Raw genomic sequence first — 23,043 nt, 5'->3', positions numbered from 1 at the left:
GGATAGGTTAAGAAGGAGATAGGCATGACTCATAAGCGCCAGCGCGATAAACCGTTAATCTTGATGCTGGACGACAATCCGGTTAACTTGGAAGAGTTGGCAGGCTTGGTCGATGAAGCCGGCTTTGACGTATTGCGTGCGGAAACGGGCGAAATTGCCTTGGTCCAAGCCGTGGCCCAATTGCCAGACCTGATTCTGTTGGACGTGCTGATGCCGGGCATGGACGGTTTTACCGTCTGCCAGACCTTGAAAACCATTCCGACGACGCGCGATATTCCGGTGTTATTCATGACGGCCTTGGCCGATACCGCTGATAAATTAAAAGGTTTTCAAGTTGGGGCGGTGGATTACATCACCAAGCCGTTTCAATACGAAGAAGTGCTTGCCCGCGTGCAAACCCATCTGACGCTGCAAAAGTTGAAGCTGGAGTTGCAAGAAAAAGAGCAGCGCCTGTCGCGGATTTTCGAGAATGCGATGGATGCGATTCTGACGCTGGATGACGTCGGGCGGATTACCTTATTCAACGCGGCGGCCGAACAGATGTTTCGCTGTAAAGCCGCCGACAGCATTGGCCGGGCGGTGGATAGATTTTTGTCGCCCGAGCTTTACAAAACGCTAACCAATTTTCGCAACGGCGTGCCGGCCGAGCAGGCCATTTGGGTGTCGGAAGGCATGAGTGCGGTACGCGCGGATGAGAGTACTTTTCCCATTGAAGCTACTATCTCTCGCGTGGAAGCCATTGGGCAGAAACTGTATATCCTGATTTTGCGTGACATCAACGAACGCAAAGCCCGGCAACAGGCCGAAGCGGAATGCAATACCTTGCGCGGCATCAATCTTTATCTACAAGAAGAAGTCTTGGCCAGCCGCGATGGCGAGGAATTGATCGGCAATTCTCCGGCATTGCATCAAGCGATGGATCTGGTCAGGCAGGTAGCCAACACCGACGCAACGGTGTTAATCACCGGTGAGACCGGTACCGGCAAGGAATTGATAGCCCGGGCGATTCACAATCTCAGCGCTCGCAAAGACAAAACCTTGGTGAAATTGAATTGCGCGACGATCCCGGAAAATCTCGCCGAAAGCGAGTTGTTCGGTCACGAAAAGGGCTCGTTTACCGGGGCGATTGCTCGCAAATTGGGACGTTTTGAACTGGCTAACGGCGGTACCTTGTTTCTGGATGAAATCGGCGAATTGCCGTTGGAGATGCAGGCCAAATTATTGCGGGTGCTACAGGAAGGCGAATTCGAACGGGTGGGCGGCACGCAAACCCTGACTTGCGACGTGCGGGTCATCGCCGCCACCCATCGGGATTTGGCGCAGTTTTCCCAACAAGGTAAATTTCGGGCCGACTTGTATTACCGTTTAAATGTGTTTCCCATCAATTTGCCGCCGCTGCGCGAACGCAAGGAAGACGTGCCGTTTTTGGTGAAGCATTTCATCGATAAGTACGCCGCTAAATTCGGCAAGAAAATCCAGTCTATTCCGGAACGGATGATGGCCGATCTGCAAAGTTATTTCTGGCCCGGCAATATTCGCGAGCTGCAACATATCATCGAACGTGCGGTGATTTTAACTAAAGGCAGTCAACTGGCCGCCGTGGATTGCGTGAATGTGATGGGGGTCGGCGGCGCGCCCAACGCTGCACCGATTGTCACGCTGGACGAAGCCGAGCGCGCGCATATTCTGAAAGCGCTGGAAGCCACGTCCTGGCGAATCGCCGGTAATCAGGGGGCGGCGAAGATTTTGGGGGTGCCATCCACGACTTTGCGGTCGCGGATGGAAAAGCTGGGGATTAGTAAACCGGCCTGACGTCGGCTAATTTTCAAACACATCCACGCCTTTCGGCGCTTTGAAATTAAACAAGGCGTCGTCCAGCTTGGGATTGAGCTGGATGTTGGAAAAATAAATTCGGGTTAATTGGCCGAAATTGTCGCTCAATTCCATACCGCCCAATTGGTTACCGTTCAGGCCGATCAAAATGTACTTGAACCCGCTTTCTTCATTCTTGGGTGATAGCTTCACCCAGTTCATGCCGTCGTCTTCCTTGCCTTGTTCCTGCAGGATGAATTTTTCCTCTATATCCACTTCGCCGGTCAATAACAATGCCGGCGTGGAACCCAGCGAATCGTCCAACTGTTTGACTGTCACCTGTTCCAGATCAGCATCGTAAAACCAGACTTTGCCGGTATTGGACACAATCTCTTGCACAAAGGGTTTTTGGTAGTTCCAACGAAATTTGCCGGGTCGGCTCAGATAAAATTTACCGGTGCTGTTTTGCGCGGGGCGCCCGCTTTTATCGAAACTGGTTTGCTTGAAGTCCGCCGTCAAGGAACTGCTGCTGGCTAAAAAGCTTTTCAATCGGGCAATCGGCGCATCGTCGGCCCAGGCTGACGGGGTGGTGGCGATCAGGAAAATCAGAGCAAAAATGTGTTTAAGCAACATAGTTAAAATGGGTTCAGGTTATTAAGCCAGCTTTCGCCGGATTCCGGGCTTGCTCCGCAGTCGGCAAATTGGCTGGGGCCGGAGCCATCCACGAACGGCATGAGTTTGGCGCCGGGGCAGCCTTCATTGCTGAGCAAACCGCTGGCAGCGTCTATCCAGGTCATCTGTACATTATCCGGAGGTACCAGACTGACCGGCTTCTTCGACACTTGCCGCATCAGCTCGGACCAGATTTGCAAGGCGCCGGTTCCGCCGGTCAAACCGGTTGGTTTGTTGTCGTCGCGGCCTACCCACACCACCGATAGAAAATCGCCGCTAAAACCGGCAAACCAGCTGTCGCGTAATTGGTTGGTGGTACCGGTCTTGCCGACTAAAGCCATGTTCTGCGGCAGATAGTTATACGCAGAATGGCCGGTGCCGGCATACATCACTTCCTGCAAAATGGTGTTGGTGATAAAGGTAGCGGCAGGATCAACGGCTTGACGCACGGTAAACGGATAACTTTGCAGGGCCTTGCCGTCAGCGGCATTGACCGCGCGGATCGAGCGCAACGGTGTGGCAAAACCGTCGCCGGCCAAGGTTTGGTAGAGCTGGGTGACTTCCAGCGGCGTCAGCGGTTGCGCGCCCAGCAGGAAGGACGGAAATAAATCCACCGGCCGGCTGACACCCATGCTTTTTAAAGTGTTGGCGACTTTGGCCAAACCAATGTCCATGCCAATCCGCACCGTCGCCATATTGTAGGAGTGGGCCAGGGCGCTATGCAGCGGCACGACGCCGTGTTCCTGATTGTCGTAGTTGTCCGGCGACCAGGTTTTACCTCTTTCGGCGGGGATTTCCAGGCGGGTATCGCTGATCGGCGTGGCGATGGTGTAGCGGTCCGGGTATTCCAGTGCGGTCAAATACACTACCGGTTTGATCAGCGAACCTATCGGCCGCACCGCGTCCAAAGCGCGATTGAAGCCGGTGTCCTCGGCGTCGCGGCCGCCGGCGAGGGCGACAATCTCGCCGCTGTCGCGGCGGGTAACGATGGCGGCGGTTTCCAAATCGTTACTTTTCGGACTTTTCTCTAGGTGTTTCAGCTTGCTGGCGATGGATTTTTCCAGCGTGTCCTGGATACGGGTGTCCAAGGTCGTGACGATGCGCAAGCCTTCCGAGGTCAAATCGTCTTCTTTATATTCCTGTTTCAGTTGGCGTTTCACCAGATCGATAAAACCCGGATAGCGGTTGGCGGAGCGATGAATCACTGTCGCCACGCCTATTGGTTGTTTTTTGGCTTCGTTCAGTTGTTGCGCGTCGATAAAACCTTCCGTATGCATCGCATCCAGCACGATATTGCGGCGCTCTAAAGTGTGTTCCGGGTTGCGGCGCGGATCATACTCGGACGGCCCGCGTACCAAAGCGACCAGCGTGGCGACTTGATGCAGGTTCAGAGTTTTCAGCGATTGACCAAAGTAAAATTCGCTGGCCAAACCAAAGCCATGCACCGCGCTGGCACCGTCTTGGCCCAGGAATATTTCGTTGAGATAGGCTTCCAGAATTTCGTCTTTGCTGTAGCGATATTCCAGAATAAACGACATCAAGGCTTCTTTCAGCTTGCGGCGTAGCGTGCGTTTGGGATTCAGGAAAAAGTTTTTCACCAACTGCTGGGTGATGGTGCTGCCGCCTTGCACCATGCCGCCGGCTTTCACGTTGGACCACATGGCGCGGACGATGCCTTTGGGCGAGATGCCGAAATGGTTGTAAAAGTCCTTGTCTTCGGTGGACAGCAGGCCTTGCACCAGGGTTGGCGGCGCTTCGTCCAGTTTGATCAGAATTCGGTCTTCCTTGCGGGTGGGATAAAAGCTGCCGATTTGCACCGGGTCCATGCGGACAATGGCCAAACTCTCGCCGGTGGCGGCGTCAGTAATACCGGCGATGCCGCCGCTCGTGAAACTCACGCTGATATTGCGGCTTTCCTGAGGCGTATTGCCGAAATTAAAGGCGCGGGTGCGGATGTTGATCTGGCCGCCCTTAATGGAATAAGAACCTTCGCCGGCCAGTTGATTATCCTGCCGGTAATGCAGTTCCAGCAATAAGTCTTCCAGATTTTTGCTGGAGATTTCGTAGCCGGCGTAAAGCTCGACGGGGCTGGCATAGACGCGGGCAGGAATGGACCAACGCTTGCCCTCGAATTGCTGGCGTACCGTGTAATCTAGGTAGCTAACATACACCGCCAATACGAAAGCCCCGATCAGCAGCAGTGAAACCAACGCGCGTTTCAGCCACGATGCCTGGGGTTGCGATTTTCTGCGTCTAACGGTCGATTTGCTGCTTCTGGGTCGTCTAGGCATTAAGTCGGTATCTGATCTCGCCGGCGGCAGTTAGCGGCGGCTGTGTGAATGGGGCGAAGATGGCACCTGCTGGTTCGGCGCAGTTCATTTAGCTTGCTATTATCTAATAAAATGCCCACTTCCGCACAGATTGCTGGCGTTATTGAGGAGAATAGGCGAGTGTTGATACTGAAACTGTTTCCCGAATGCTTGGTCCAGCTACCGTCGATACTGATGCGTTTTGGTTTGCTGCTAGTGCTTGCGCTGGCAACCATGCCGAGTGTCGGCGCGGTCGAAAACCGGATCGATATCGAAGCCTTTGTACGTAACGGTTGTCCGCATTGCCAACAAGCCGAACAATTTTTGGCGGTGTTGCAAGGCGAACAACCCGGTTTACGGATAGTTATTCGCAATATCTCTGCAGAGCCGACCGCCTTGGAGCGATTGCAGCAGATTACCGAATCCCGGCAAGCCGGGCCAATCAGGTTGCCGACATTTTTGGTGCGTGGCGAATATATCGTCGGTTATTCCGCAGAAGCCGATAGTAGCGGTTTGATTAGAAATGCCTTGCGTGCCGGTGCGCAGTCGACTGAAGTCTCCGATACTGAGGCCGGTAGCTGCGAAGTGCAGGTCAGCGAGTCGTGCGATGTGCCGGTGAAAAGCCAACCAGTCGCACCCGGGCCTGAGGTGTTTGCCGTGAATTGGTTTGGCTGGCGCATCGGTCTTGACGAGGTTGGTTTGCCGGCTTTTACACTAGCCATGGGCTTGCTGGATGGCTTCAATCCCTGTTCGATGTGGGTGTTGATTTTGATGATTTCGATGCTGGCACCTATGAATAATCGGCCCCGGATGTTGGCGGTGGCCGGCACGTTTGTTGTCGTCGAAGGGATGGCTTACTTCGTGTTTATGGCCGCCTGGTTGAATCTGTTTTTACTGATAGGCTTATCGCGAGCTTCGGAATTGGCTATCGCCGGCATTGCCGTGTTGGCCGGCGCGATCAACCTGAAAGATTTTTGGGCGTTTGGCAGGGGTATTTCCCTGTCGATTCCCGCCGCCGCCAAACCCGGTATCTACAACCGGATTCGGCGCATCCTGCAAGCCGAGAATTTGGCGGGCGCCATGTTGGGGGCCGTGGTACTGGCTTTGCTGGTCCAGATCGTCGAATTGTTGTGTACCTCCGGATTTCCGGGCCTTTACACGCGCATACTCACCTTGCGGGAATTAAGCGGCTGGGACTATTACGGTTATTTAATGTTGTACAATCTGGCCTATATGCTAGATGACGTCGTTGTGCTGGGTGTGGGAGTCGTGACCCTGAGTCAGCGTCGTTTGCAGGAAAAAGAAGGTCGTTGGCTGAAATTGCTTAGCGGCTTGGCGATGGTAAGTTTAGGGTTGTATTTAATATTGCGCGGTTTAGGCGAGTAGATGGCCGGTTGGCTTGGGGCGCTGATTAACAGCGCTTTTCTTTATCACTACACGTGCGATAGAACCGAAACGAGATAGGAGAATTCGTGATTGATAACAAGCGCAGGCACCCGCGCCTAAAGCACCGTGCCAAAATCAGGATGACGGTGCCGGCATCGGCTGAAGCGGTCGTGGTGGATATGCGGGACTTTTCCGAGACTGGATTGTTTTTACTGTGTGCCAACGAATTAATCCCGCCGATTGGCGCGCTAGTGGAAGTGCAAACCACCGAATTCGACGATGCGCCGATACAAACTGCGATTGTGGTGCGGGTAGAGCCGGACGTGGGGTTTGGTCTGGAGTTTGCGCCGCGTTGATCAGGCGGTCAGGTCGAGGAGCTCGCCGTTACGGCTGGGTTGCTTTTGCGAATTCAACAATTCTCCGCGAGCTTTATTAGCCATCGCCGCTGCCTTGGCGGCGATGCTTTGATCCGGGCCTGAGGGACTGGCCGGCGCTAATGCTGCACGGCGGATAGTCTCGGCTTTGCGCAGAGTCGCTTCCGGATCGCCGGCAACCTCTGAGACATCAATATTCACTTCACCGCCGGTGGCGTAACGTTGGCCATCCGGCCCCGTCACAAACGTAAAACGCGCCCCGCTGACGGCGATACCGCCGGCGGCACTTAAATGAGCTTGTTCGTGAGCTCTAACTTCCTGGTCGCGGGCTTTAAGCTCGGCAATTTGGCTTAGCTGTTCCGGACTGTATTGGTCGGATTGGGCGTTTGCGCTTTTCGCAGTTTGGGCGATAGGTTCGACAGGCGCCTGTTCGCCGCTCGCGGCCAGATTGCGGCCGGTCAGCCGATATAGCGAAGTTTGATGGGAAGAGGCGGTGACCAGCATATTGGGCCTCGAACGAATTGTGTTAACTGGCTCTAAGAATACACCTTGACTTCATGCGAGTTCAAGTAACCAAAGCATTTTTAGCCTGAGTTTTCGCGGTAGGGCGATTATCGCAGTCTGGCTGATTAAATCCCTTTTACTCGTCATTCCCGCAACTACCAATCCCGTTTGTTAATGGCACTCGGCTCCGGCTTGCGCTGGGAAAGACGCTTCTAAATTGTCGGAAGTTCCGGTTCAATGTGCAAACTGTCCAATTTCTGCAAAGCCCATTGTGTATGCTCGCGCACCATCTCCGATTCATCACTCAATCTGCCGGCCAATACCGTTTTAGCGGCATCAGTGGCTTTGCCATTTCCCAGCGCCACGGCGATATTGCGCAGCCAACGCTGATGACCGATGCGGCGAATCGCCGAGCCTTCGGTTTTTTGCAGAAATTCGGCTTCGGTCCAGGCAAACAATTCAAGCAAAGTCGCCTGATCCAAACGATGCCGGGGTTTAAAATCGCTTTCCGCGCTGAGTTTGGCGAAGCGATTCCACGGGCACACCAATTGGCAATCGTCGCAACCGTAAATTCGATTACCCAGCAAGGGTCGTAATGCCACTGGAATGCTGCCGTGCAATTCGATAGTTAAGTAAGAGACGCAACGGCGCGCATCAACCTGATACGGGCCGACGATGGCTTGCGTCGGGCAAATGTCCAGACAAGCCCGGCATTGTCCGCAGTGGTTGCTGACGGGCTGATCGCTGGGTAAGGCCAAGTCGGTATAAATTTCCCCGAGAAAAAACCAGGAGCCGGCGCGGCGATTGATCAGGTTGCTGTGCTTGCCTATCCAGCCCAAGCCGGCTTTCTCGGCGATGGCTTTTTCCAACACCGGTGCGCTGTCGACAAACGCCCGATAGCCGAACGGACCGATGGCCTCGGCGATTTTGTCCGCCAGTTTTTGCAATCTATTCCGTAGCAGCTTGTGGTAATCGCGTCCTAAGGCATACCGCGATACGAAGGCGGCGGCCGGGTCTTCCAATAATTGTTTGCTGGTTGCCGATGGTTCCGGCAAATAATCCATCCGTGCCGAGATAATGCTGCGCGTACCTTCCTGCAACAAAGCCGGGCGACTGCGTTTCAAACCGTGTGCGGCCATGTATTGCATCTCGCCGTTAAAGCCCTTGTCCAGCCAGTTGTGCAGATGCTCTTCGGCGGTATTCAAATCCGTATCGCTGACACCAATCTGCTGAAATCCCAATTCCTCGCCCCAGTGCTTGATGCGTTGGACAAGTGCGTTAAGATCTTCGGCTTGGGTTAAAGGCGTGTGCAATTTACGGAACCTTGGGAAATATTAGGGGAGGTTGTCGTGGCCTAGTAAGGAATGGCTCGCGGATAGCTGGATAAGCTAACCGTATCAAACATGAAGATCAACCGTTAAGCTGTTCAAGTCATTGGTAAGAAATCCCTGCCAGTCACGAAGGATTACGTAGAAAAGCTAAGCGGGGCGTTTTATTATCGACTGGAAAAGCGCGACATCCTTATCAAGCAAAACTTGGACGACCGATTATGACAATTTCCCTGTATCCGGCTTATACCAGCGGCAGACTGACAATGGTGAAGCATAAGCTATTGCTGTGCCTGGCTATGTGGTTGTCTCATCACCCAGTGCTTGCCGATAACAAGCTATCTATCGGTGAGTTCAGCCAGAATCGCCTGGACGGCTGGGAACATAAAAGCTTCAAAGGTGAAACCCACTACCGATTGCAAGCAATCGACGGCGTGACAGCGCTGGTAGCCGATAGCCGCGCCGCCGGCTCCGGCCTGTTCAAGGAGCAACGCATCGATTTGGACCAAACTCCGTTTCTGAACTGGTCTTGGCGCATCGGCAATCGTTTATCCGGCTTGAACGAACAAAGTAAGGCTGGTGATGATTATGCGGCGAGGGTGTATGTGGTGGTCAAAGGCGGGCTGGCGTTTTGGCAAACTAAGGCTGTTAATTATGTCTGGGCCGGCAACAGCAAACGGGATAGCGTCTGGCCGAATGCGTTTGCCGGCGATCATGCGATGATGATGGCTTTACGCGATCAGGAGGCACCGTTGAATGTCTGGGAACACGAAAAACGAAATATCCGGACCGACTTCAAGCAACTATTCGGTGAAGACATTCGCAGCATCGATGCCGTCGCCATCATGACCGATACCGACAACAGTGGCGGCCAGGTTTCCGCCGTGTATGGCGACATCTGGTTTTCCAAGGATTAAGCATGCACGACACCAAACCACTACTGGCCGACAGCGATTTTCCGGCCATTTTTCGCAAGTCGTTGCAGATTTTGCAAATCAATCTGGGCTATCGGTGCAACTTGAGCTGCGTGCATTGCCATGTCAACGCCGGCCCCAAACGTACCGAAATGATGAGTCGGGAGACTATCGATGAAATATTGGCGCTGGCCGACGCCGCCAACATTCACAGCCTGGATCTGACCGGCGGCGCGCCGGAAATGCATCCAGATTTTCGCTATTTGGTGCGAGCCGCGCGGGATCGTGGCATAGCGGTGATCGACCGTTGCAATCTGACCATTCTGGAAGAACCTGAATACGCCGATCTCGCCGCGTTTCTGGCCGCGCAGCAGGTCAAGATCGTCGCCTCTCTGCCGTGTTATCTGGAAGAAAATGTCGACAAACAACGCGGCAAAGGCGTGTTCAAAGACAGCCTGGCGGCCTTGCAGCGTTTGAATCGGCTGGGTTATGGCCAGCCGGACAGCGGACTGGAATTGAATCTGGTGTTCAACCCGCAAGACGCGGTGTTGCCGCCCGATCAACATAATCTGGAACGGGCATATAAACAGCATTTGCAGCAACATTACGGCATCGTCTTCAACCGCCTGTTTGCCATCGCCAATATGCCGATTCAGCGTTTCGGCAGCACCTTGGTCAGTCACGGCTGTTTCGAAGCTTATCTAACATTACTGAAAGACAGTTTTCGCGCCGACAACCTTGAAAACCTGATGTGCCTGAATACCCTCAGCATCGACTGGCAAGGCTATGTCTACGACTGCGATTTCAACCAGATGCTGGCTTTGCCTTTGGGCGATACAGCCAAACCCCAAACCCATATCAGCGAGTTGCGACTAGGCCAGCTGCAAAACGCCCCCATCGCCACCGCCGCCCATTGTTACGGTTGCACCGCCGGCCAAGGTAGCAGTTGCGGTGGGGCTTTAGGATAAATCCAAGGGCATGCCCCCTCTCATGAAACCGTCAAGACTCATCTTACTACTGATAATGGCGGGATTGATCGGGCTGTTTTTCAGCTTTGATCTCGAGCATGAGCTAAGTCTGGACAACCTAAAATTACAGCAAGCGGCGATAGCGGATTATCGCCAAAACAATCCGCTATCAGCGCTTACCCTGTATGCCGCGCTGTACATCGCGGTTACTGCGTTGTCATTACCGGGGGCGACGATATTGACGCTGGCCGGCGGCGCGGTGTTCGGTTTGCTCTGGGGGACGTTGATCGTCTCGTTTGCCTCCAGCATCGGCGCGACGCTGGCGTTTTTGGCGGCACGGTTTTTGTTCCGAGACTGGGTCAAATCCCGCTTCGGCACCCGTTTGCAGGCTATCGGCGACGGCGTGAGACGAGACGGTGCTGTTTATTTGTTTACCTTGCGCCTGGTGCCGTTGTTCCCGTTCTTCATGATCAATCTGGCGATGGGTTTGACGCCCATCAAGACCAGGACTTTTTACTGGGTTAGCCAGCTAGGCATGCTGGCCGGCACCTTGGTTTACGTTAATGCCGGCACCCAGTTGGCGAAAATCGACTCCCTATCCGCTATTCTCTCTCCCGCTTTGTTGGGTTCGTTTGCCTTGCTCGGTCTATTTCCATTAGCGGCGAAGAAAATACTCGAAGTCATTCAACAGCGCAAAGTCTACGCGCGCTGGACCAAACCGGCGCGTTTCGACAATAACCTGATCGTCATCGGCGCGGGCGCCGGTGGTTTGGTGTCGGCCTATATCGCCGCAACCGTCAAAGCTAAAGTCACGCTGATCGAAAAGCATAAAATGGGCGGCGACTGCCTGAACACCGGTTGCGTGCCGTCCAAGGCGCTCATTCGCTCGGCCAGGTTGTTGTCGCAAATCAAACGCGCCAAAGAATTCGGCATCGCCAAAGCCGAGGCTGAATTTGATTTTGCAGACGTGATGGAGCGAGTACAACAGGTGATCAAAACCTTAGCGCCGCACGATTCCATCGAGCGTTATAGCGAGTTGGGCGTGGATGTGATTCAAGGCAGCGCCAAAATTGTTTCACCCTGGGCGGTGGAAGTCACCACAGACACCGGTGTGCAAACCCTCACCAGCCGCGCCATTGTCATCGCCGCTGGCGCTAGGCCGTTCGTGCCACCGATTCCCGGTCTGAAAAACATCGACTATCTAACCTCGGATAGCATCTGGGACTTGCGCGAATTGCCCAAACGCCTGTTGGTGTTGGGCGGCGGTCCAATAGGCTGCGAACTGACGCAAACCTTCGCTCGCTTGGGTAGTCAGGTTACGCAGGTGGAAATGGCCCCGCGCATTATGCTTCGGGAAGATCCGGAGGTATCGGACATGGTCCAGGCTCGTTTCCAGGAGGACGGCGTGGAGGTCAAAGTTCTGCATACAGCCAAGGAATTCATCGTCGAAAATGGCGAACAAATTCTGCTGGCCGAATATGACGGCCAGACGGTCAGGATTGTCTTTGATAAGGTGCTGGTGGCGCTTGGCCGCTCGGCCAATGTGCAGGGTTACGGCGTGGAAGAGCTGGGCATCGCCCTGTCGCCGCGCCGTACCTTGGACACCAATCCATTTCAGCAAACCAATTATCCCAACATCTACGCGGTCGGCGACGTGGCCGGGCCGTATCAATTTACCCACACCGCCGCGCATCAGGCCTGGTATGCAGCGGTCAACGCCTTGTTTGGCCAATTCAAGAAATTCCGTACCGATTATTCGGTGATACCCTGGTCGACCTTTACCGACCCGGAAGTGGCCCGCGTGGGTTTGAACGAGCAGGAAGCGCAAGCGCAGAATATTGCTTATGAAGTCTCTAGCTATGGCATGGCCGATCTGGATAGAGCAATTACCGACGGGGAGGCACATGGCTTTGTTAAAGTGCTGACCGTCCCCGGCAAGGACAAGATTCTCGGCGTCACTATCGTCGGTGAGCATGCTGGGGATTTGCTGGCCGAGTTCGTGCTGGCGATGAAACACAACATTGGTCTGACTAAAATCCTTGGCACTATTCATATCTATCCCACCCTGGCGGAAGCCAATAAATATGTGGCGGGCGTCTGGAAACGCAATCACGCCCCGCAAGGTCTGCTGAAATGGCTGGGCCGTTATCACGCTTGGCGGCGCAAGGTTTAAGCCATGCCAGCGATCTATCCCGACAGTGTGCTTATGATTTTTTGCAAAGCGCCGATTCCCGGCCAAGTCAAAACCCGGCTGCAACCAGCCTTAAGCGCGGAACAGGCTGCCGCAGCACACCGGCAACTGGCTTATATGACACTGGATCGCGCCTTCGAGCAGCCTTTGTGTGCGGTTGAATTGCATTGCGCGCCAGACGCCAGCCATGGCTTTTTTCAGGATTGTGCGCGGCGTTATCCGTTGACGCTCAAAGGGCAGTACGGAGCCGACTTGGGCGAACGCATGCAACAGGCCTTTAATGATGCCCTAGGCCGTTACCGCCATGCCTTGCTGATGGGTTGCGATTGCCCCAGTCTGTCGAGTGACGATCTGCTTCGCGCATCGGCGGTGTTACACGAAGGCCACGATGCGGTTATCGCACCGGCCGACGACGGAGGGTATGTGCTGATCGGCTTAAACGAAACACAGCCGGGACTGTTCAGCGACATGAGTTGGGGCCATGATCAGGTCATGGTCACCACCCGCAATCGGGCAAAAGATATTGGTCTGAACCTTTACGAGCTGGATAGCCAATGGGATGTGGATACTTACTCCGACTGGTTGCGTTATTCGGCTATGTAAACATTATGGGCAGAACCCAGCTTGATTCGCGTTATTGCCGGGAGGGGGCGGAATTCAGGCATAGGCTGCAAAGCGAGTTGGCCGCTACTTGATGAGAACAGTTCACTGACGATCGGCTCGTCGTCAATGTTGTGTAGCAAATCCGACAATTGAATCCCTGTTGAGCTGTTTCTGGCTGATTTTTAAGGATTTTTTATTGGCATAACGCTTGCTTTTGGATTAATAGCCTCTGCCGGTCACGCTATAGCTCCTCTGTAATCGGGAGGCTGAAATTTGATCGGCGATGAACTTCAACTGTTAACTTCCGGGACAGAATATGCCAGCCACTTTTCAACTTAAAACCAACGACGACAATCAATATTCCTTTTCGTTTGTGAACAGTAAGGGCGAGCTGATTCTGATCAGCGGCGATTACGATAACAAAGAAGAAGCTCTCCAGGGCATTAAAGAAGTGCGAACCGGCTCCTTAATGAGCAACCAGATTGCCGCCAGCAAGGTTCCTGAGGGCGATACTTTTTTTGTGATTAAAGATGCAGCCGGCGCCATCATTGTCAAAAGCGTTTTATTCAACTCCAACATGGTATTCGACAATGCGCTGCACACGGTTAAAGACAATGCCTGCGTTGCCGAAATCGTCGATCTGACGCTGTAACTTGGGCTGAAAGCGCTGCTTTAATTTTTACATAGCGAAAATAGGTAAAGACAATATGGGTGTCGAGCTAAAAATTGTTCGAGAGTTGGCCACGGTATGCGTGACTGCAAGCGAACTGGTGGCGATTGAAAATCTGCTTAAAGGCGAACTGACCAAGCCGGCATTCATCGAGCAATTCGACAAAATGGCAAACTCAATCAAGGAGTGTTACGGCGTAAGCATCGAGAGTCTAGAGACTTGGCTGGCGATGACCACCGAAACCGAGTTTTGCGAACAATTCGATGCCGTCTATGCCCACCACAAAGCCACTTACCTCAGTATTACCAACCGGCCACGGGTGGCATCGGAGCGGGCTTACCTAGATTACATGCTGCTCCGGGAATTTAAGGAGACCCAAACTGCTTATCCGCTGCTAAAACTGACCTTTGCGCGCCTGGATGAGTTTATCGATAAATGGATAACCAACGATGCCTGGCTGGCGATGTCCATCGAGAATTTGGTAAAAATGCTGTATCGGTTTCTGACCGGGGTATCCGAGCTTAAGCAAAAAGACCCAACCGATGCATTCACTATTTATCAAACGCTGATGGCCGCGCTACGCCCGTATTGCGCCTTGCTTGAAAATAACTGGATAGTCCTGGAAGAACCCGTTGGGCAGACTGAAACGGCATAAAGCCATTTCAGAAACGCCGTTATGGGGTAGGGGGCGGCATATTTAAGGGGCGCGTTGTTATTGGGCAAACAGCTTGCGTATCGTCCGCAGATTAATGCCCATCGCCACGGTCTCGGCCACCAATGCCGGCCAGGCCTGCCAGATGTAATCGTTGCTTATCCATGCAAGACTGGAAGCCAACAGCGCAACGCGCATGTGGCGATTGTTCAGGTAAAACAGAGCCAGTGTGGTGTTGATCACCGCAAAGGCCGGCAATAAAGAGACAGGGCCTTGCCAAGAGCATGCCGTAAGCCCGCTAAACAAAGCCACGAAGCTCGCCGCCGTCCAGTGTTTGTGCACACCTTTCTGCAAACGGCTGGACAGCAGGGTGCGCAGGGCGGTACTGGCCATGGTCAAACCAGCGGTCCAGGCATCCAGCAACAGGTATTGAGCGGCCCACAGCACGGCCCCGGCTGCGGACCAACGCCGAAACGCTAAGCCATCCGGCAAACAATAAGCCCGCCATTCCACCAGAATACCAATCCCGCCAATCAGGTAGGCGAGATGCAGCAGATTCAAATCCAATTGCAAGCGTTAAGCCTTACCGCTGAGCTTTGTAAGCGGGCAAACTCCATTAATGCGTTGCCGTTGCCCCGGCATATTTGAACGGCAGGTACTCGGCTTTCCAGAGATTGGCTTTAACGTAAGCTTCCAGATCGATACCCACTAAATCCTGCCGGGTCGCGGAGCCGTCTTCCAGTGCTTTAGCCAATACCCGATTAGCCACAAATAAACTGACTTGCTTCAGATCGCCCACCGGCGGGAAAATCAGGTCGGCAGCCGAACATTTTTCCACGATGTAGTCGGCCAAGGCATAGGCAGACTCCAAGACCATTGCGTCGCTAATCCGGCTGCACTCGCCCAACACTGCGGCAAAGCCCAAGCCCGGAAAAATAAAGGCATTATTGCCCTGACCAATCGGATAACGCCGGCCTTGATATTCTACGTCGGCGAATGGGCTGCCGGTCGCGACCATAGCTGTGCCTTGCGTCCACGCCAAGATGTCTTCCGGCGTGGCTTCGCAGTTGGCGGTGGGGTTGGATAAAGGGAAAATAATCGGCTGAGCGTGGTTCGCCGCCATGGTTTTAATCACAGTCTCGGTGAACAATCCCGCTACACCGGTTAGTCCGAGCAATACCGTCGGCTTGGCGTGAGTGACCACCTCCAGTAGGTTGGGCACTCTATCATCCGGAATATCCCAGTCGTGGTAACTTTCCTGAGTATGCGATAGCGGTAATTTGTAGGCCTCGGTCGTAGCTTCCTTGACCACCAGGCCATGCGCATCCACCACGAAAATCCGCTGCAGAATTTGCTCCATGGTTAAACCTTCGCGCAGCATGCCTTTTTTAATGGTACTGGCCACGCCGAATCCGCCGGCACCGGCGCCCACCACCACCACGGTTTGTTCTGCGAGGGTTTCGCCTTTTTTATGGCAAGCCGAGAGTAGGCCGGCCAAGGCCATCGCTCCGGTGCCCTGGATGTCGTCGTTAAAACAGGGCAGCAGATCTTTGTATTTGGCCAACAAATCGAAGGCGATGTTTTTCGCAAAATCTTCCCATTGGATAATGGCTTTGGGCCAGACTGTTTGTACCGCGTTAACAAATTTATCGACCAATTCGAAATAAGGCTGGTCGTGCAAGCGCTTGCTATGCGCGCCCAAATAGAACGGATCGTTCAGCAATTCACTGCGGTTGGTGCCCACATCCAGATTGACCGGCAAGGTTTGAAACGGGCACATGCCGCCGCCGACGGTATACAGCCCCAGTTTGCCGATGCAAATCGCCAAACCGCCCATACCTTGGTCGCCGATACCCAAAATCGACGAAGAATCGGTCACCACAATCATGCGAATATCGTGTGACGGGTAGTTTTGTAAAATCGTTTCGGCCCGATCAATGTTGGCTGCCGAAAAAGTCAAACCGCGCGTGCTGGTAAAGTTGGAACTGAATTGTTGCACCGCCAAGCCTATGGTTGGGGTGTAGACAATAGGCACCATTTCCTCCAGATGCCGCTCCAACAGCGCGTAAAACAGCACCTCGTTACGGTCTTGCAGAGCTCTGAGAAATTGATACTTGGAAATACCATCCGCTTGTTTTTGATAATTGGCATATAAGCGGTCGAGTTGCTGTTCCATAGCCGTCACTTGCGGCGGCAGCATGCCATCCAAGCCCAGTTCAATACGTTCCTGCACGCTAAACGCCGTGCCTTTGTTGGTGGCCGGCAGCCTGAGTAAGGTCACGCCCCGAATCGAAACCTCTACATATTTATTACCGTCGGCATCTAGCCGGTAGTCGAAATAATCGCTTAGCGTTGTCATTAAGTTTCCTTGAAAATATTTGATCGAAATCCCGGGGCGAACCAGGAGTTCGAATAGCACAAACGATGGCGCGTGTTCCCTTTATAACAGCCTAATCGGCGATGCGGTAGCCGAAAACACGCTGAATCGGCACTTTTTTTGTCGCTTATAGTTGCCGTGTTTCAAGGCGGTGCAATTACTGAGTGTTTACCGCAAAAATGCCCCAGATTGGCGCTTGTGAGATGATGTTCATCAGGCTTAACAAAGAAACTTAACAACACTTTTTCCACGTGAATCAAAAAACTCTGTTTGGTCATCCCATCGGCTTGTACGTGCTGTTTTTCACCGAAATGTGGGAGCGTTTTTCTTATTACGGCATGCGCGCTTTGCTGGTGTTGTATATGACCCAGCATTTAATTCAAGCCGCGCAAACCGATACCTTGGTGTTGGGATTTGCGCCGCTTCAGACTGGTTTGCAGGGATTGTTCGGACCTTTGTCCACGCAAGCCTTGGCTTCGCAGATTTACGGTTTATATACCGGCTTGGTGTACTTCACCCCGCTGTTCGGCGGTATTTTGGCCGACCGAGTGTTGGGGCCGCGCAAATGCGTGATAGTCGGTAGCGTGTTGATGGCTATCGGCCATTTTTTGATGGTGGCCGAAGCATTTTTCTTGTTGGCGCTGCTGTTTTTGATTTCGGGTAACGGCTGTTTCAAGCCCAATATTTCGACTCAAGTGGGCAGTTTATATCCGCCCGGCGATGCGCGCCGCGACGGCGCGTTTACGATTTTTTATATGGGCATCAACCTGGGGGCGTTTTTCTCGCCGTTGATCTGCGGCACCTTGGGGCAACGCTACGGCTGGCATTACGGCTTTGGCGCCGCCGGCGTCGGGATGTTGCTGGGTTTGCTGGTCTATCTGTTTGGGCAGAAATATCTGGTCGCGGATCAATTTGTTAAACCTGCGGCTGAGGTGATAAAGCCCGAACCGCTGACTACTAAAGAATGGCAGGCACTAGGCGGATTAATGGCTTTAGCGGTGTTGAATATTTTATTCTGGGCAGTTTACGAACAGCAAGGTAACACGCTGCAACTGTTCGCCGAGCACAACACCGATTGGCATATCCTGGGCTGGGAAATGCCCTCCACCTGGTTTCAATCCCTGAATCCGGCCTTTATATTCTTGTTGGTACCGTTGATCGACCGTGTTTCTCGCTACCGCGCCGGCCAGGGCCGGCAAAGTTCGAGTGTCGGCAAAATGGCATTCGGCTCGATATTGTTGGGTGCGTCGTTTTTGGTACTGATTTTCGCGATCAGCGGTGTGCAATCCACCGACAAAATCAGCTTTCTGTGGCTGGCGTTATGTACCTTGATTTACACGCTCGGCGAACTTTATCTGTCACCGGTTGGCTTGTCGCTGGTTAGTAAAGTCTCGCCGCCGCGTTTGGTGGGGATGATGATGGGCATGTGGTTTCTGTCGACATTTTTCGGTAATTATTTGTCGGGTTATATCGGCGGTTTTTACGAACAAATGTCGAAACAGGATTTCTTTCTGTTACTGGCAGTGATGGGCGGCGCTACCGGCTTAGCTACATGGGCGTTCAAACCGCTATTAAAGAGGGCGGTCGGGTCGGATTAACCATCATGTATCAGTGTTGGCTGCACATTTACCACTGACAGCTTTGGGGTAGGGGGCTGCGTTTAGTCGCTAGCTGACAATTTTTGGATTCTTCTCAGGATTCTTTATCCGACCGGTTTTGCAGTTGTCGGTATGGCGATGCGTGGCTTTATTGCGGCAACGCGAGCGTATAACCACATGAACAACATCGCCTGTCGTTCGCCCAATTTACCGGATCAGTCCATCTCAGCAGCAGGCGCTGTCAGCCTTGGCTGATTCGCTGCCGGGTCCGGGCGAGCAGTCGAATAAGCCGAAATGCCGGGTTTTGTCTCCTAGTATTTGGAAGTGTTCGCCATAGCGGCTACCCGCCAGCATGTCGGCGGTGTTTCCGCAGACTCTTAACGGCCGGCCGGTTTCGAAATGATGATGATCGTCCAAATCAAAGCTGTGCGGGTGCTGCTCAATAGTGCCCAAATACGTTGCGACCTGGCCGAAGTCCTCGCAACGGTCTTCCAGGGGCATTTTAAAGGCGCGCACCGTCACCGAATCGAACTTGACCATGCCGATTTTGGCGAACACGTCCGGGTCGTCGATGCTGATGGCGTTTTGTTTGACCTTGCGGACATCGGGGCAGCCTAAGTCGTGCAATATGCGTCGGAAGTCTTCCCAATACAATGCGCCGCCCAGACATTCGCCTAATAGCACCGGGTCCTGGCGCAGTTTGAACGGGATGCGGCGATCGGCAAAAACATCGGAAAAATACAGCTCGCCGCCGGGCTTCAACACCCGGAATATTTCCGCCAGCACGCTGGGTTTTTCCGGCGACAGGTTGATCACGCAATTGGAGACCACCACGTCGACACTGTTGTCGGCGATACCTACGGTGTGCAGGTTTTCGATGTGACCGTGCAAAAACTCAACATTGGCAAATCCAAAGCGCTCGGCATGCCAGTTGCGATGACGCACGGCCACTTCTAGTTGCTCGGGAGTCATGTCTACGCCGATTACCCGTCCTGACGCGCCGACCAGCTTCGACAACAGATAGCAATCGCGGCCGGTGCCGCAGCCCAAATCCAGCACGGTTTTACCCGTTAATGCGGGGGGTAAGGGGGAGCCGCAGCCGTAAAACCGTTCCAACACTTCGGGATGCAGGTTGGTCAGCAAGGCTTTTAAATAGCTTGGCATGGCGTCGATGCTGCAACAGGCGCTGGTTTTCAGATCGTTGCTGGATTGCAAGACCTGACCATAATAATGGCGGACCGATTCGCTGATTTCGATACTGGTAGTCATGGAAAGCCTCGTGTTTTTATTATTGAAGATAAGTGCTAAGGGCGTTTTAAATGGCTGCGGCACAGATAGCCGCGCAGGGTAAGGCCCGTAGCCAGGATAAGGCAATCGATGCAATCACTCCAGTATTGGCCTAGCCGCTGCCAAGTCGATACCGAATTGGTTTGTGTGTCTGAAAAGCTGTGATGGGTCGTCAGAATCACCGGCATTCTGGCATAAGCTCTGAAGGCAATTCTGAACGGTAATGTACGTATCAACTCGTCCGGGAAATTGGCGCTACTGCTGCTGAATAGAATAGGGGAGAGCATGGGAAATTTCCTTAATCGGATCGGTGACACGCTCTAAGTTGTAAGGGTTGGCTTAAACCTTACAACAATATTCCACAATAGATAAATCGCTGCTTGGTTCTGATGATAAACGCAATGCCGTTAAGTTCCGCTTGGGCATTGTTCATGCCGTATAAGCCCCATCGATCCTCTTTTTAAAAGGGGAAGGACTTAAATTTGATGTTATTGATGATGACGCCTCTGTGAACGGAAAGACTGATTGTTTCAGGCACTGCTTGACAAATAATCATAGAATCTCAGCCCCAACGGCATACCCACGATAAATAGGCTCGGGTTAATAAATAGTTAAAGCCCAAGCCATGAATAGACGGCCGAGCTGAGATAATAGTAGTAAAGTCTGGCGCTACTGGATAGTGCCGGTACAGCTCAATTCCTGAGCAAATAGTAACGGAGCGGAGAGCGAGGTTTTCATTGCACCCTTTCAAAATGATCGGGATTGCGCGATTTTTATCCGGTTTGCCCGGACTGTGCTTGGTGTAATGCCACGAAGTCGGACATCGTCAGGCTACCAATAACGTTGGCATCGTTGTCCAGTATGTCGTAAAGCACCCCCGTGCCGCGGATGCTGAACAACAGGATGACGTCAATGTCGCCGCCGCCTTCCCGGTGCGGAAGCTCGCTGGCCGGGCTGACGGTGTAGCTGCCGACTGGTCTGATCTCCTTCAAGGTGCCGTCGGCGCGGTAGATTCTGTGTTCGCCTTGAATGACGAAAATGTGGTTTGGCGCTTTGTGTCGGTGCAGCACTATTTGTTGGCCGGCGGCAAATTTGAACAAGACGTCGATAATGTTGGCGTCGGTGTCGATGTTAAGAATGAAATAGCGTAAATGCTCGAACCCCTCCAGGGTTTGCCAATCGATACGGCGGTCGTCGAAAAGATATGTGTTCATGGTGTGTTCTCTGCTTGATGGTGGCTGGGTATGCAGGCTGATGTTTGGGCTCTGAATATCGCGGACAGTTGCAGTGTAGGTGAGGCGGTGGCCTGGGTAAGCTGATATTTGCCCGAAAAGGGCGGGCAATTTGCCCGCTCTTACGTGGTGCTCGAACCGCGTGACCGACATCAAAGGCAGGCAGTTGGCCAATGATGCAGGCCTGGCACGGTGGGCAATAACTGCACAGGGTTTGGTTGCCCGCCGCTGTTTGTTGTAGGATTCAAGTATCAACCGGCCAGCCGTTTATGGTGGGCTCCTGAAACAATCGCGTCCAAAAGCGTGGCGCCACTCAACTCTATCGCAAATTATGAAACAGCCGGATATGAGCATCGATGCTCGCAAGCAGGAATTGGCCCACTATTTGGAAAAACAACCCTATATGACGGAGTTGGATGGCATCACTTTGAAGATTGCGAAAAATGTGTTTCCGTCCGACTTTGGGTTGACCAGCTCATTTTTTGGGAATTTCATTCTGCAACAACCGCCCGCCGAAATGGCTTTGGATATGGGCTGCGGCAGCGGCTATTTCGCGTTTTTGTTAAAAAAAATTGGCTGCGCTAGCGTCATGGGTGTCGATTTTAATCGGGACGCAGTAGATTGCACCTTGGAAAACACGCGCTTTAATCCTGAATTGGCGCCTATCGATTTTCTGCACAGCGATTTATTTGCCGATGTGCCGCACACGCTGTTCGACCTGATCGTTTTTAATTTCAATTATTACCCGTCAGACGGCACCTTCGGGCTGAACGAAGACGGTGGGCGGGACATATTGAGACGGTTTTTCCATCAAGTGAAAGACTATATTACCGAGCACACGCGGATTTATATTCCCTACTCGGATTTTGTCGGCGAGGAACACGATCCGAAAAACATTGGTCCGGATTTCGGTTTTTCGGTTACCGTGGAAGAAAGCACCGTTAATCATGCCGGCGCGCATCATATTTATAAGGTCATGAAAGCGTAATAGCTGACGCGCTTGGGACTTGGGATGAGATGAGCTCTAGTCTGGCGACTTTTAATTCTGTGGGTTGCCGCCGCGCCGTCTGGCTGCTTGTTTAGCGGCCTTTTGCTCGCGGATGGCGGCCAGTTCCAGCATTTCCGCTTCTATCATCTCGGGGGTTTCCAGGGTGATTTGACCCAAAGTACCGGCGCGCAATTCATTCATTAATAGCTTGGCGGCTTTGTCCAATTCGACGATGCCGCCGCTACGCAAACAGCCGCGTTTCGCGCCGATGGCTTCTAGCAGTGCAAGTGGTTCTTCTGGCAAAGGTGCCAAACGATAGCGCTGGCTTAACTGCTCCGGGTAGGCTGTACGCAGATACTCCAAGGCATACAGTGCTATGTCGTCGTGTTGGAAAGCCGTATCCTTGATGGCGCCGCTTACTGCCAGTCGGTAGCCGCTGTGGCGGTTTTCCACATTGGGCCAGAGTACGCCAGGGGTGTCGGATAGTACGATGTTATTGGCCAAATTGATGCGTTGCTGCTGTTTGGTAACGGCAGGTTCGTTGCCGGTTTTGGCGATGGTACGGCCGGCCAGCACATTGATAATGGTGGATTTGCCGACGTTGGGTATGCCCATGATCATGGTGCGGATCACTTTGTTGGCGGCGGTTTTATCCGGCAGCATCTTCGCGCACAAGTCGATAATCTGTTTGATTTTTTCCGGCTGTTGAGTGGTGACGGCCAATGTTTTTACCGCTTGTTCTCGCTCCAGATAGGCTTGCCATGTTTTAGTCAGTTCAGGATCGGCCAAGTCAGTTTTGCTGAGAACGCGGATAGTGGGTTTGTCTCCACGTAGATTCGCCAGCATGGGATTTTGGCTGCTGTAAGGAATGCGGGCGTCGAGAATTTCGATCAGCAAATCGATGTCGGGCAAGGCGTATTTGATCTCCTTGCTGGCCTTGTGCATGTGGCCGGGATACCATTGAATTTGCATGGATTGTGCTGCGGTAAGTGGAAAAATAGAATTGTACCTTTTATCGGGCCGGCGCTATTGATTACTGGTTTGCCTTTAGGGCCTATAGGTGCAGGATGGTAAGCGCCCTTCAACAGGGGTAGAGCCCCGACATGTTTAAAAAGCCGGATTTCTGTACGCCGCAACGCGCCGCGGCGGTAGACGTAGAGGGCTGCTTGTTGCTACAA

General features: G+C 53.1%; 21 protein-coding genes. 11 read left to right on the top strand and 10 right to left on the bottom strand.

The features are described from left to right. Nucleotides 1-24: 24 nt before the first annotated feature. The gene (locus tag ACH5Y9_RS14070; RefSeq protein ID WP_445366499.1) at nt 25-1,812 is read left to right on the top strand and encodes a sigma 54-interacting transcriptional regulator; all 1,788 of its coding nucleotides are present in this window, start codon (nt 25-27) and stop codon (nt 1,810-1,812) included. Between the two features lie 6 nt (nt 1,813-1,818). On the opposite strand, the gene lolA is transcribed toward ACH5Y9_RS14070, so the two are convergent. Both lolA and mrcB read right to left on the bottom strand, forming a co-directional pair. Beyond that, entirely contained in the window at nt 1,819-2,445 is a 627-nt protein-coding gene (gene lolA / locus ACH5Y9_RS14065) for an outer membrane lipoprotein chaperone LolA (protein ID WP_445366498.1), read from the bottom strand. 2 nt (nt 2,446-2,447) lie between these two features. After that, nucleotides 2,448-4,775, bottom strand: a complete 2,328-nt coding sequence (gene mrcB, locus ACH5Y9_RS14060; RefSeq protein WP_205453698.1) for a penicillin-binding protein 1B — start codon at nt 4,773-4,775, stop codon at nt 2,448-2,450. 159 nt (nt 4,776-4,934) lie between these two features. Between mrcB and ACH5Y9_RS14055 the strand changes: the two genes are divergently transcribed. Continuing rightward, the gene (locus ACH5Y9_RS14055) at nt 4,935-6,179 is read left to right on the top strand and encodes a glutaredoxin family protein (RefSeq protein WP_445366497.1); all 1,245 of its coding nucleotides are present in this window, start codon (nt 4,935-4,937) and stop codon (nt 6,177-6,179) included. 86 nt (nt 6,180-6,265) lie between these two features. After that, a complete protein-coding gene (locus ACH5Y9_RS14050; protein WP_020482610.1) occupies nt 6,266-6,535 on the top strand; it encodes a PilZ domain-containing protein in 270 nt (89 codons plus the stop codon). Here ACH5Y9_RS14050 and ACH5Y9_RS14045 read toward each other — a convergent pair whose 3' ends face one another. Both ACH5Y9_RS14045 and queG read right to left on the bottom strand, forming a co-directional pair. Further along, on the bottom strand, nt 6,536-7,057 hold the full coding sequence (locus ACH5Y9_RS14045; protein WP_171694596.1) for a putative metalloprotease CJM1_0395 family protein: 522 nt from the start codon (nt 7,055-7,057) through the stop codon (nt 6,536-6,538). A gap of 212 nt (nt 7,058-7,269) precedes the next feature. After that, nucleotides 7,270-8,370, bottom strand: coding sequence for a tRNA epoxyqueuosine(34) reductase QueG (queG, locus tag ACH5Y9_RS14040; protein WP_445366496.1), 1,101 nt, complete (start codon nt 8,368-8,370; stop codon nt 7,270-7,272). Nucleotides 8,371-8,606: 236 nt separating this feature from the next. Here queG and ACH5Y9_RS14035 point away from each other — a divergent pair, with 236 nt between their 5' ends. The 6 genes from ACH5Y9_RS14035 (at nt 8,607) to ACH5Y9_RS14010 (ending at nt 14,386) form a co-directional block, all read left to right on the top strand. After that, nucleotides 8,607-9,302, top strand: a complete 696-nt coding sequence (locus ACH5Y9_RS14035; protein WP_171694600.1) for a DUF3047 domain-containing protein — start codon at nt 8,607-8,609, stop codon at nt 9,300-9,302. Between the two features lie 2 nt (nt 9,303-9,304). After that, nucleotides 9,305-10,267, top strand: coding sequence for an arsenosugar biosynthesis radical SAM (seleno)protein ArsS (gene arsS / locus ACH5Y9_RS14030; protein WP_445366495.1), 963 nt, complete (start codon nt 9,305-9,307; stop codon nt 10,265-10,267). 22 nt (nt 10,268-10,289) lie between these two features. Continuing rightward, nucleotides 10,290-12,440, top strand: a complete 2,151-nt coding sequence (locus ACH5Y9_RS14025; protein ID WP_445366494.1) for an FAD-dependent oxidoreductase — start codon at nt 10,290-10,292, stop codon at nt 12,438-12,440. 3 nt (nt 12,441-12,443) lie between these two features. Further along, nucleotides 12,444-13,061, top strand: a complete 618-nt coding sequence (locus ACH5Y9_RS14020; RefSeq protein WP_445366493.1) for a TIGR04282 family arsenosugar biosynthesis glycosyltransferase — start codon at nt 12,444-12,446, stop codon at nt 13,059-13,061. A 316-nt stretch (nt 13,062-13,377) separates the two neighbouring features. Further along, nucleotides 13,378-13,713 carry a DUF1508 domain-containing protein gene (locus tag ACH5Y9_RS14015; RefSeq protein WP_033158946.1) on the top strand — a complete coding sequence of 112 codons (336 nt, stop codon included), beginning with the start codon at nt 13,378-13,380 and terminating at the stop codon, nt 13,711-13,713. 55 nt (nt 13,714-13,768) lie between these two features. After that, the gene (locus ACH5Y9_RS14010; RefSeq protein WP_445366492.1) at nt 13,769-14,386 is read left to right on the top strand and encodes a hypothetical protein; all 618 of its coding nucleotides are present in this window, start codon (nt 13,769-13,771) and stop codon (nt 14,384-14,386) included. Nucleotides 14,387-14,443: 57 nt separating this feature from the next. On the opposite strand, the gene ACH5Y9_RS14005 is transcribed toward ACH5Y9_RS14010, so the two are convergent. Together ACH5Y9_RS14005 and ACH5Y9_RS14000 are read right to left on the bottom strand one after the other, a co-directional pair. Continuing rightward, complete coding sequence (locus ACH5Y9_RS14005) at nt 14,444-14,956, bottom strand: YgjV family protein (RefSeq protein WP_445366491.1); 513 nt, start codon at nt 14,954-14,956, stop codon at nt 14,444-14,446. Nucleotides 14,957-14,999: 43 nt separating this feature from the next. Then, a complete protein-coding gene (locus ACH5Y9_RS14000) occupies nt 15,000-16,742 on the bottom strand; it encodes an NAD-dependent malic enzyme (protein WP_445366490.1) in 1,743 nt (580 codons plus the stop codon). Between the two features lie 269 nt (nt 16,743-17,011). Here ACH5Y9_RS14000 and ACH5Y9_RS13995 point away from each other — a divergent pair, with 269 nt between their 5' ends. After that, complete coding sequence (locus ACH5Y9_RS13995) at nt 17,012-18,358, top strand: peptide MFS transporter (RefSeq protein WP_445366489.1); 1,347 nt, start codon at nt 17,012-17,014, stop codon at nt 18,356-18,358. A 225-nt stretch (nt 18,359-18,583) separates the two neighbouring features. Here ACH5Y9_RS13995 and ACH5Y9_RS13990 read toward each other — a convergent pair whose 3' ends face one another. The 3 genes from ACH5Y9_RS13990 to ACH5Y9_RS13980 all read right to left on the bottom strand — a co-directional run bounded on the left by ACH5Y9_RS13990 (nt 18,584) and on the right by ACH5Y9_RS13980 (nt 20,859). Then, on the bottom strand, nt 18,584-19,627 hold the full coding sequence (locus ACH5Y9_RS13990; protein WP_033158951.1) for a methyltransferase domain-containing protein: 1,044 nt from the start codon (nt 19,625-19,627) through the stop codon (nt 18,584-18,586). 35 nt (nt 19,628-19,662) lie between these two features. After that, complete coding sequence (locus ACH5Y9_RS13985) at nt 19,663-19,932, bottom strand: hypothetical protein (RefSeq protein WP_445366488.1); 270 nt, start codon at nt 19,930-19,932, stop codon at nt 19,663-19,665. A gap of 486 nt (nt 19,933-20,418) precedes the next feature. Beyond that, nucleotides 20,419-20,859 carry a cupin domain-containing protein gene (locus ACH5Y9_RS13980; protein ID WP_445366487.1) on the bottom strand — a complete coding sequence of 147 codons (441 nt, stop codon included), beginning with the start codon at nt 20,857-20,859 and terminating at the stop codon, nt 20,419-20,421. Nucleotides 20,860-21,223: 364 nt separating this feature from the next. On the opposite strand from ACH5Y9_RS13980, the gene ACH5Y9_RS13975 reads away from it, so the two are divergent. Next, complete coding sequence (locus ACH5Y9_RS13975; protein ID WP_445366486.1) at nt 21,224-21,865, top strand: methyltransferase; 642 nt, start codon at nt 21,224-21,226, stop codon at nt 21,863-21,865. Nucleotides 21,866-21,916: 51 nt separating this feature from the next. Here ACH5Y9_RS13975 and ylqF read toward each other — a convergent pair whose 3' ends face one another. Then, nucleotides 21,917-22,837: a ribosome biogenesis GTPase YlqF gene (ylqF, locus tag ACH5Y9_RS13970; protein WP_445366485.1), complete on the bottom strand. Its 921-nt coding sequence runs from the start codon at nt 22,835-22,837 to the stop codon at nt 21,917-21,919. Nucleotides 22,838-23,043 lie beyond the last annotated feature (206 nt).

It is taken from the genome of Methylomonas sp. BW4-1 (assembly GCF_052474385.1).
This window is presented reverse-complemented; position numbering and strand designations above follow the sequence as displayed.

Bases quoted from the DNA above. Each gene is read 5' to 3' on its own strand.
- ACH5Y9_RS14070 (WP_445366499.1), top strand. From the start codon at position 25: ATGACTCATAAGCGCCAGCGCGATAAACCGTTAATCTTGATGCTGGAC.
- lolA (WP_445366498.1), bottom strand. From the start codon at position 2,445: ATGTTGCTTAAACACATTTTTGCTCTGATTTTCCTGATCGCCACCACC.
- mrcB (WP_205453698.1), bottom strand. From the start codon at position 4,775: ATGCCTAGACGACCCAGAAGCAGCAAATCGACCGTTAGACGCAGAAAA.
- ACH5Y9_RS14045 (WP_171694596.1), bottom strand. From the start codon at position 7,057: ATGCTGGTCACCGCCTCTTCCCATCAAACTTCGCTATATCGGCTGACC.
- ACH5Y9_RS14035 (WP_171694600.1), top strand. From the start codon at position 8,607: ATGACAATTTCCCTGTATCCGGCTTATACCAGCGGCAGACTGACAATG.
- arsS (WP_445366495.1), top strand. From the start codon at position 9,305: ATGCACGACACCAAACCACTACTGGCCGACAGCGATTTTCCGGCCATT.
- ACH5Y9_RS14025 (WP_445366494.1), top strand. From the start codon at position 10,290: ATGAAACCGTCAAGACTCATCTTACTACTGATAATGGCGGGATTGATC.
- ACH5Y9_RS14020 (WP_445366493.1), top strand. From the start codon at position 12,444: ATGCCAGCGATCTATCCCGACAGTGTGCTTATGATTTTTTGCAAAGCG.
- ACH5Y9_RS14015 (WP_033158946.1), top strand. From the start codon at position 13,378: ATGCCAGCCACTTTTCAACTTAAAACCAACGACGACAATCAATATTCC.
- ACH5Y9_RS14010 (WP_445366492.1), top strand. From the start codon at position 13,769: ATGGGTGTCGAGCTAAAAATTGTTCGAGAGTTGGCCACGGTATGCGTG.
- ACH5Y9_RS14000 (WP_445366490.1), bottom strand. From the start codon at position 16,742: ATGACAACGCTAAGCGATTATTTCGACTACCGGCTAGATGCCGACGGT.
- ACH5Y9_RS13990 (WP_033158951.1), bottom strand. From the start codon at position 19,627: ATGACTACCAGTATCGAAATCAGCGAATCGGTCCGCCATTATTATGGT.
- ACH5Y9_RS13985 (WP_445366488.1), bottom strand. From the start codon at position 19,932: ATGCTCTCCCCTATTCTATTCAGCAGCAGTAGCGCCAATTTCCCGGAC.
- ACH5Y9_RS13980 (WP_445366487.1), bottom strand. From the start codon at position 20,859: ATGAACACATATCTTTTCGACGACCGCCGTATCGATTGGCAAACCCTG.
- ACH5Y9_RS13975 (WP_445366486.1), top strand. From the start codon at position 21,224: ATGAGCATCGATGCTCGCAAGCAGGAATTGGCCCACTATTTGGAAAAA.
- ylqF (WP_445366485.1), bottom strand. From the start codon at position 22,837: ATGCAAATTCAATGGTATCCCGGCCACATGCACAAGGCCAGCAAGGAG.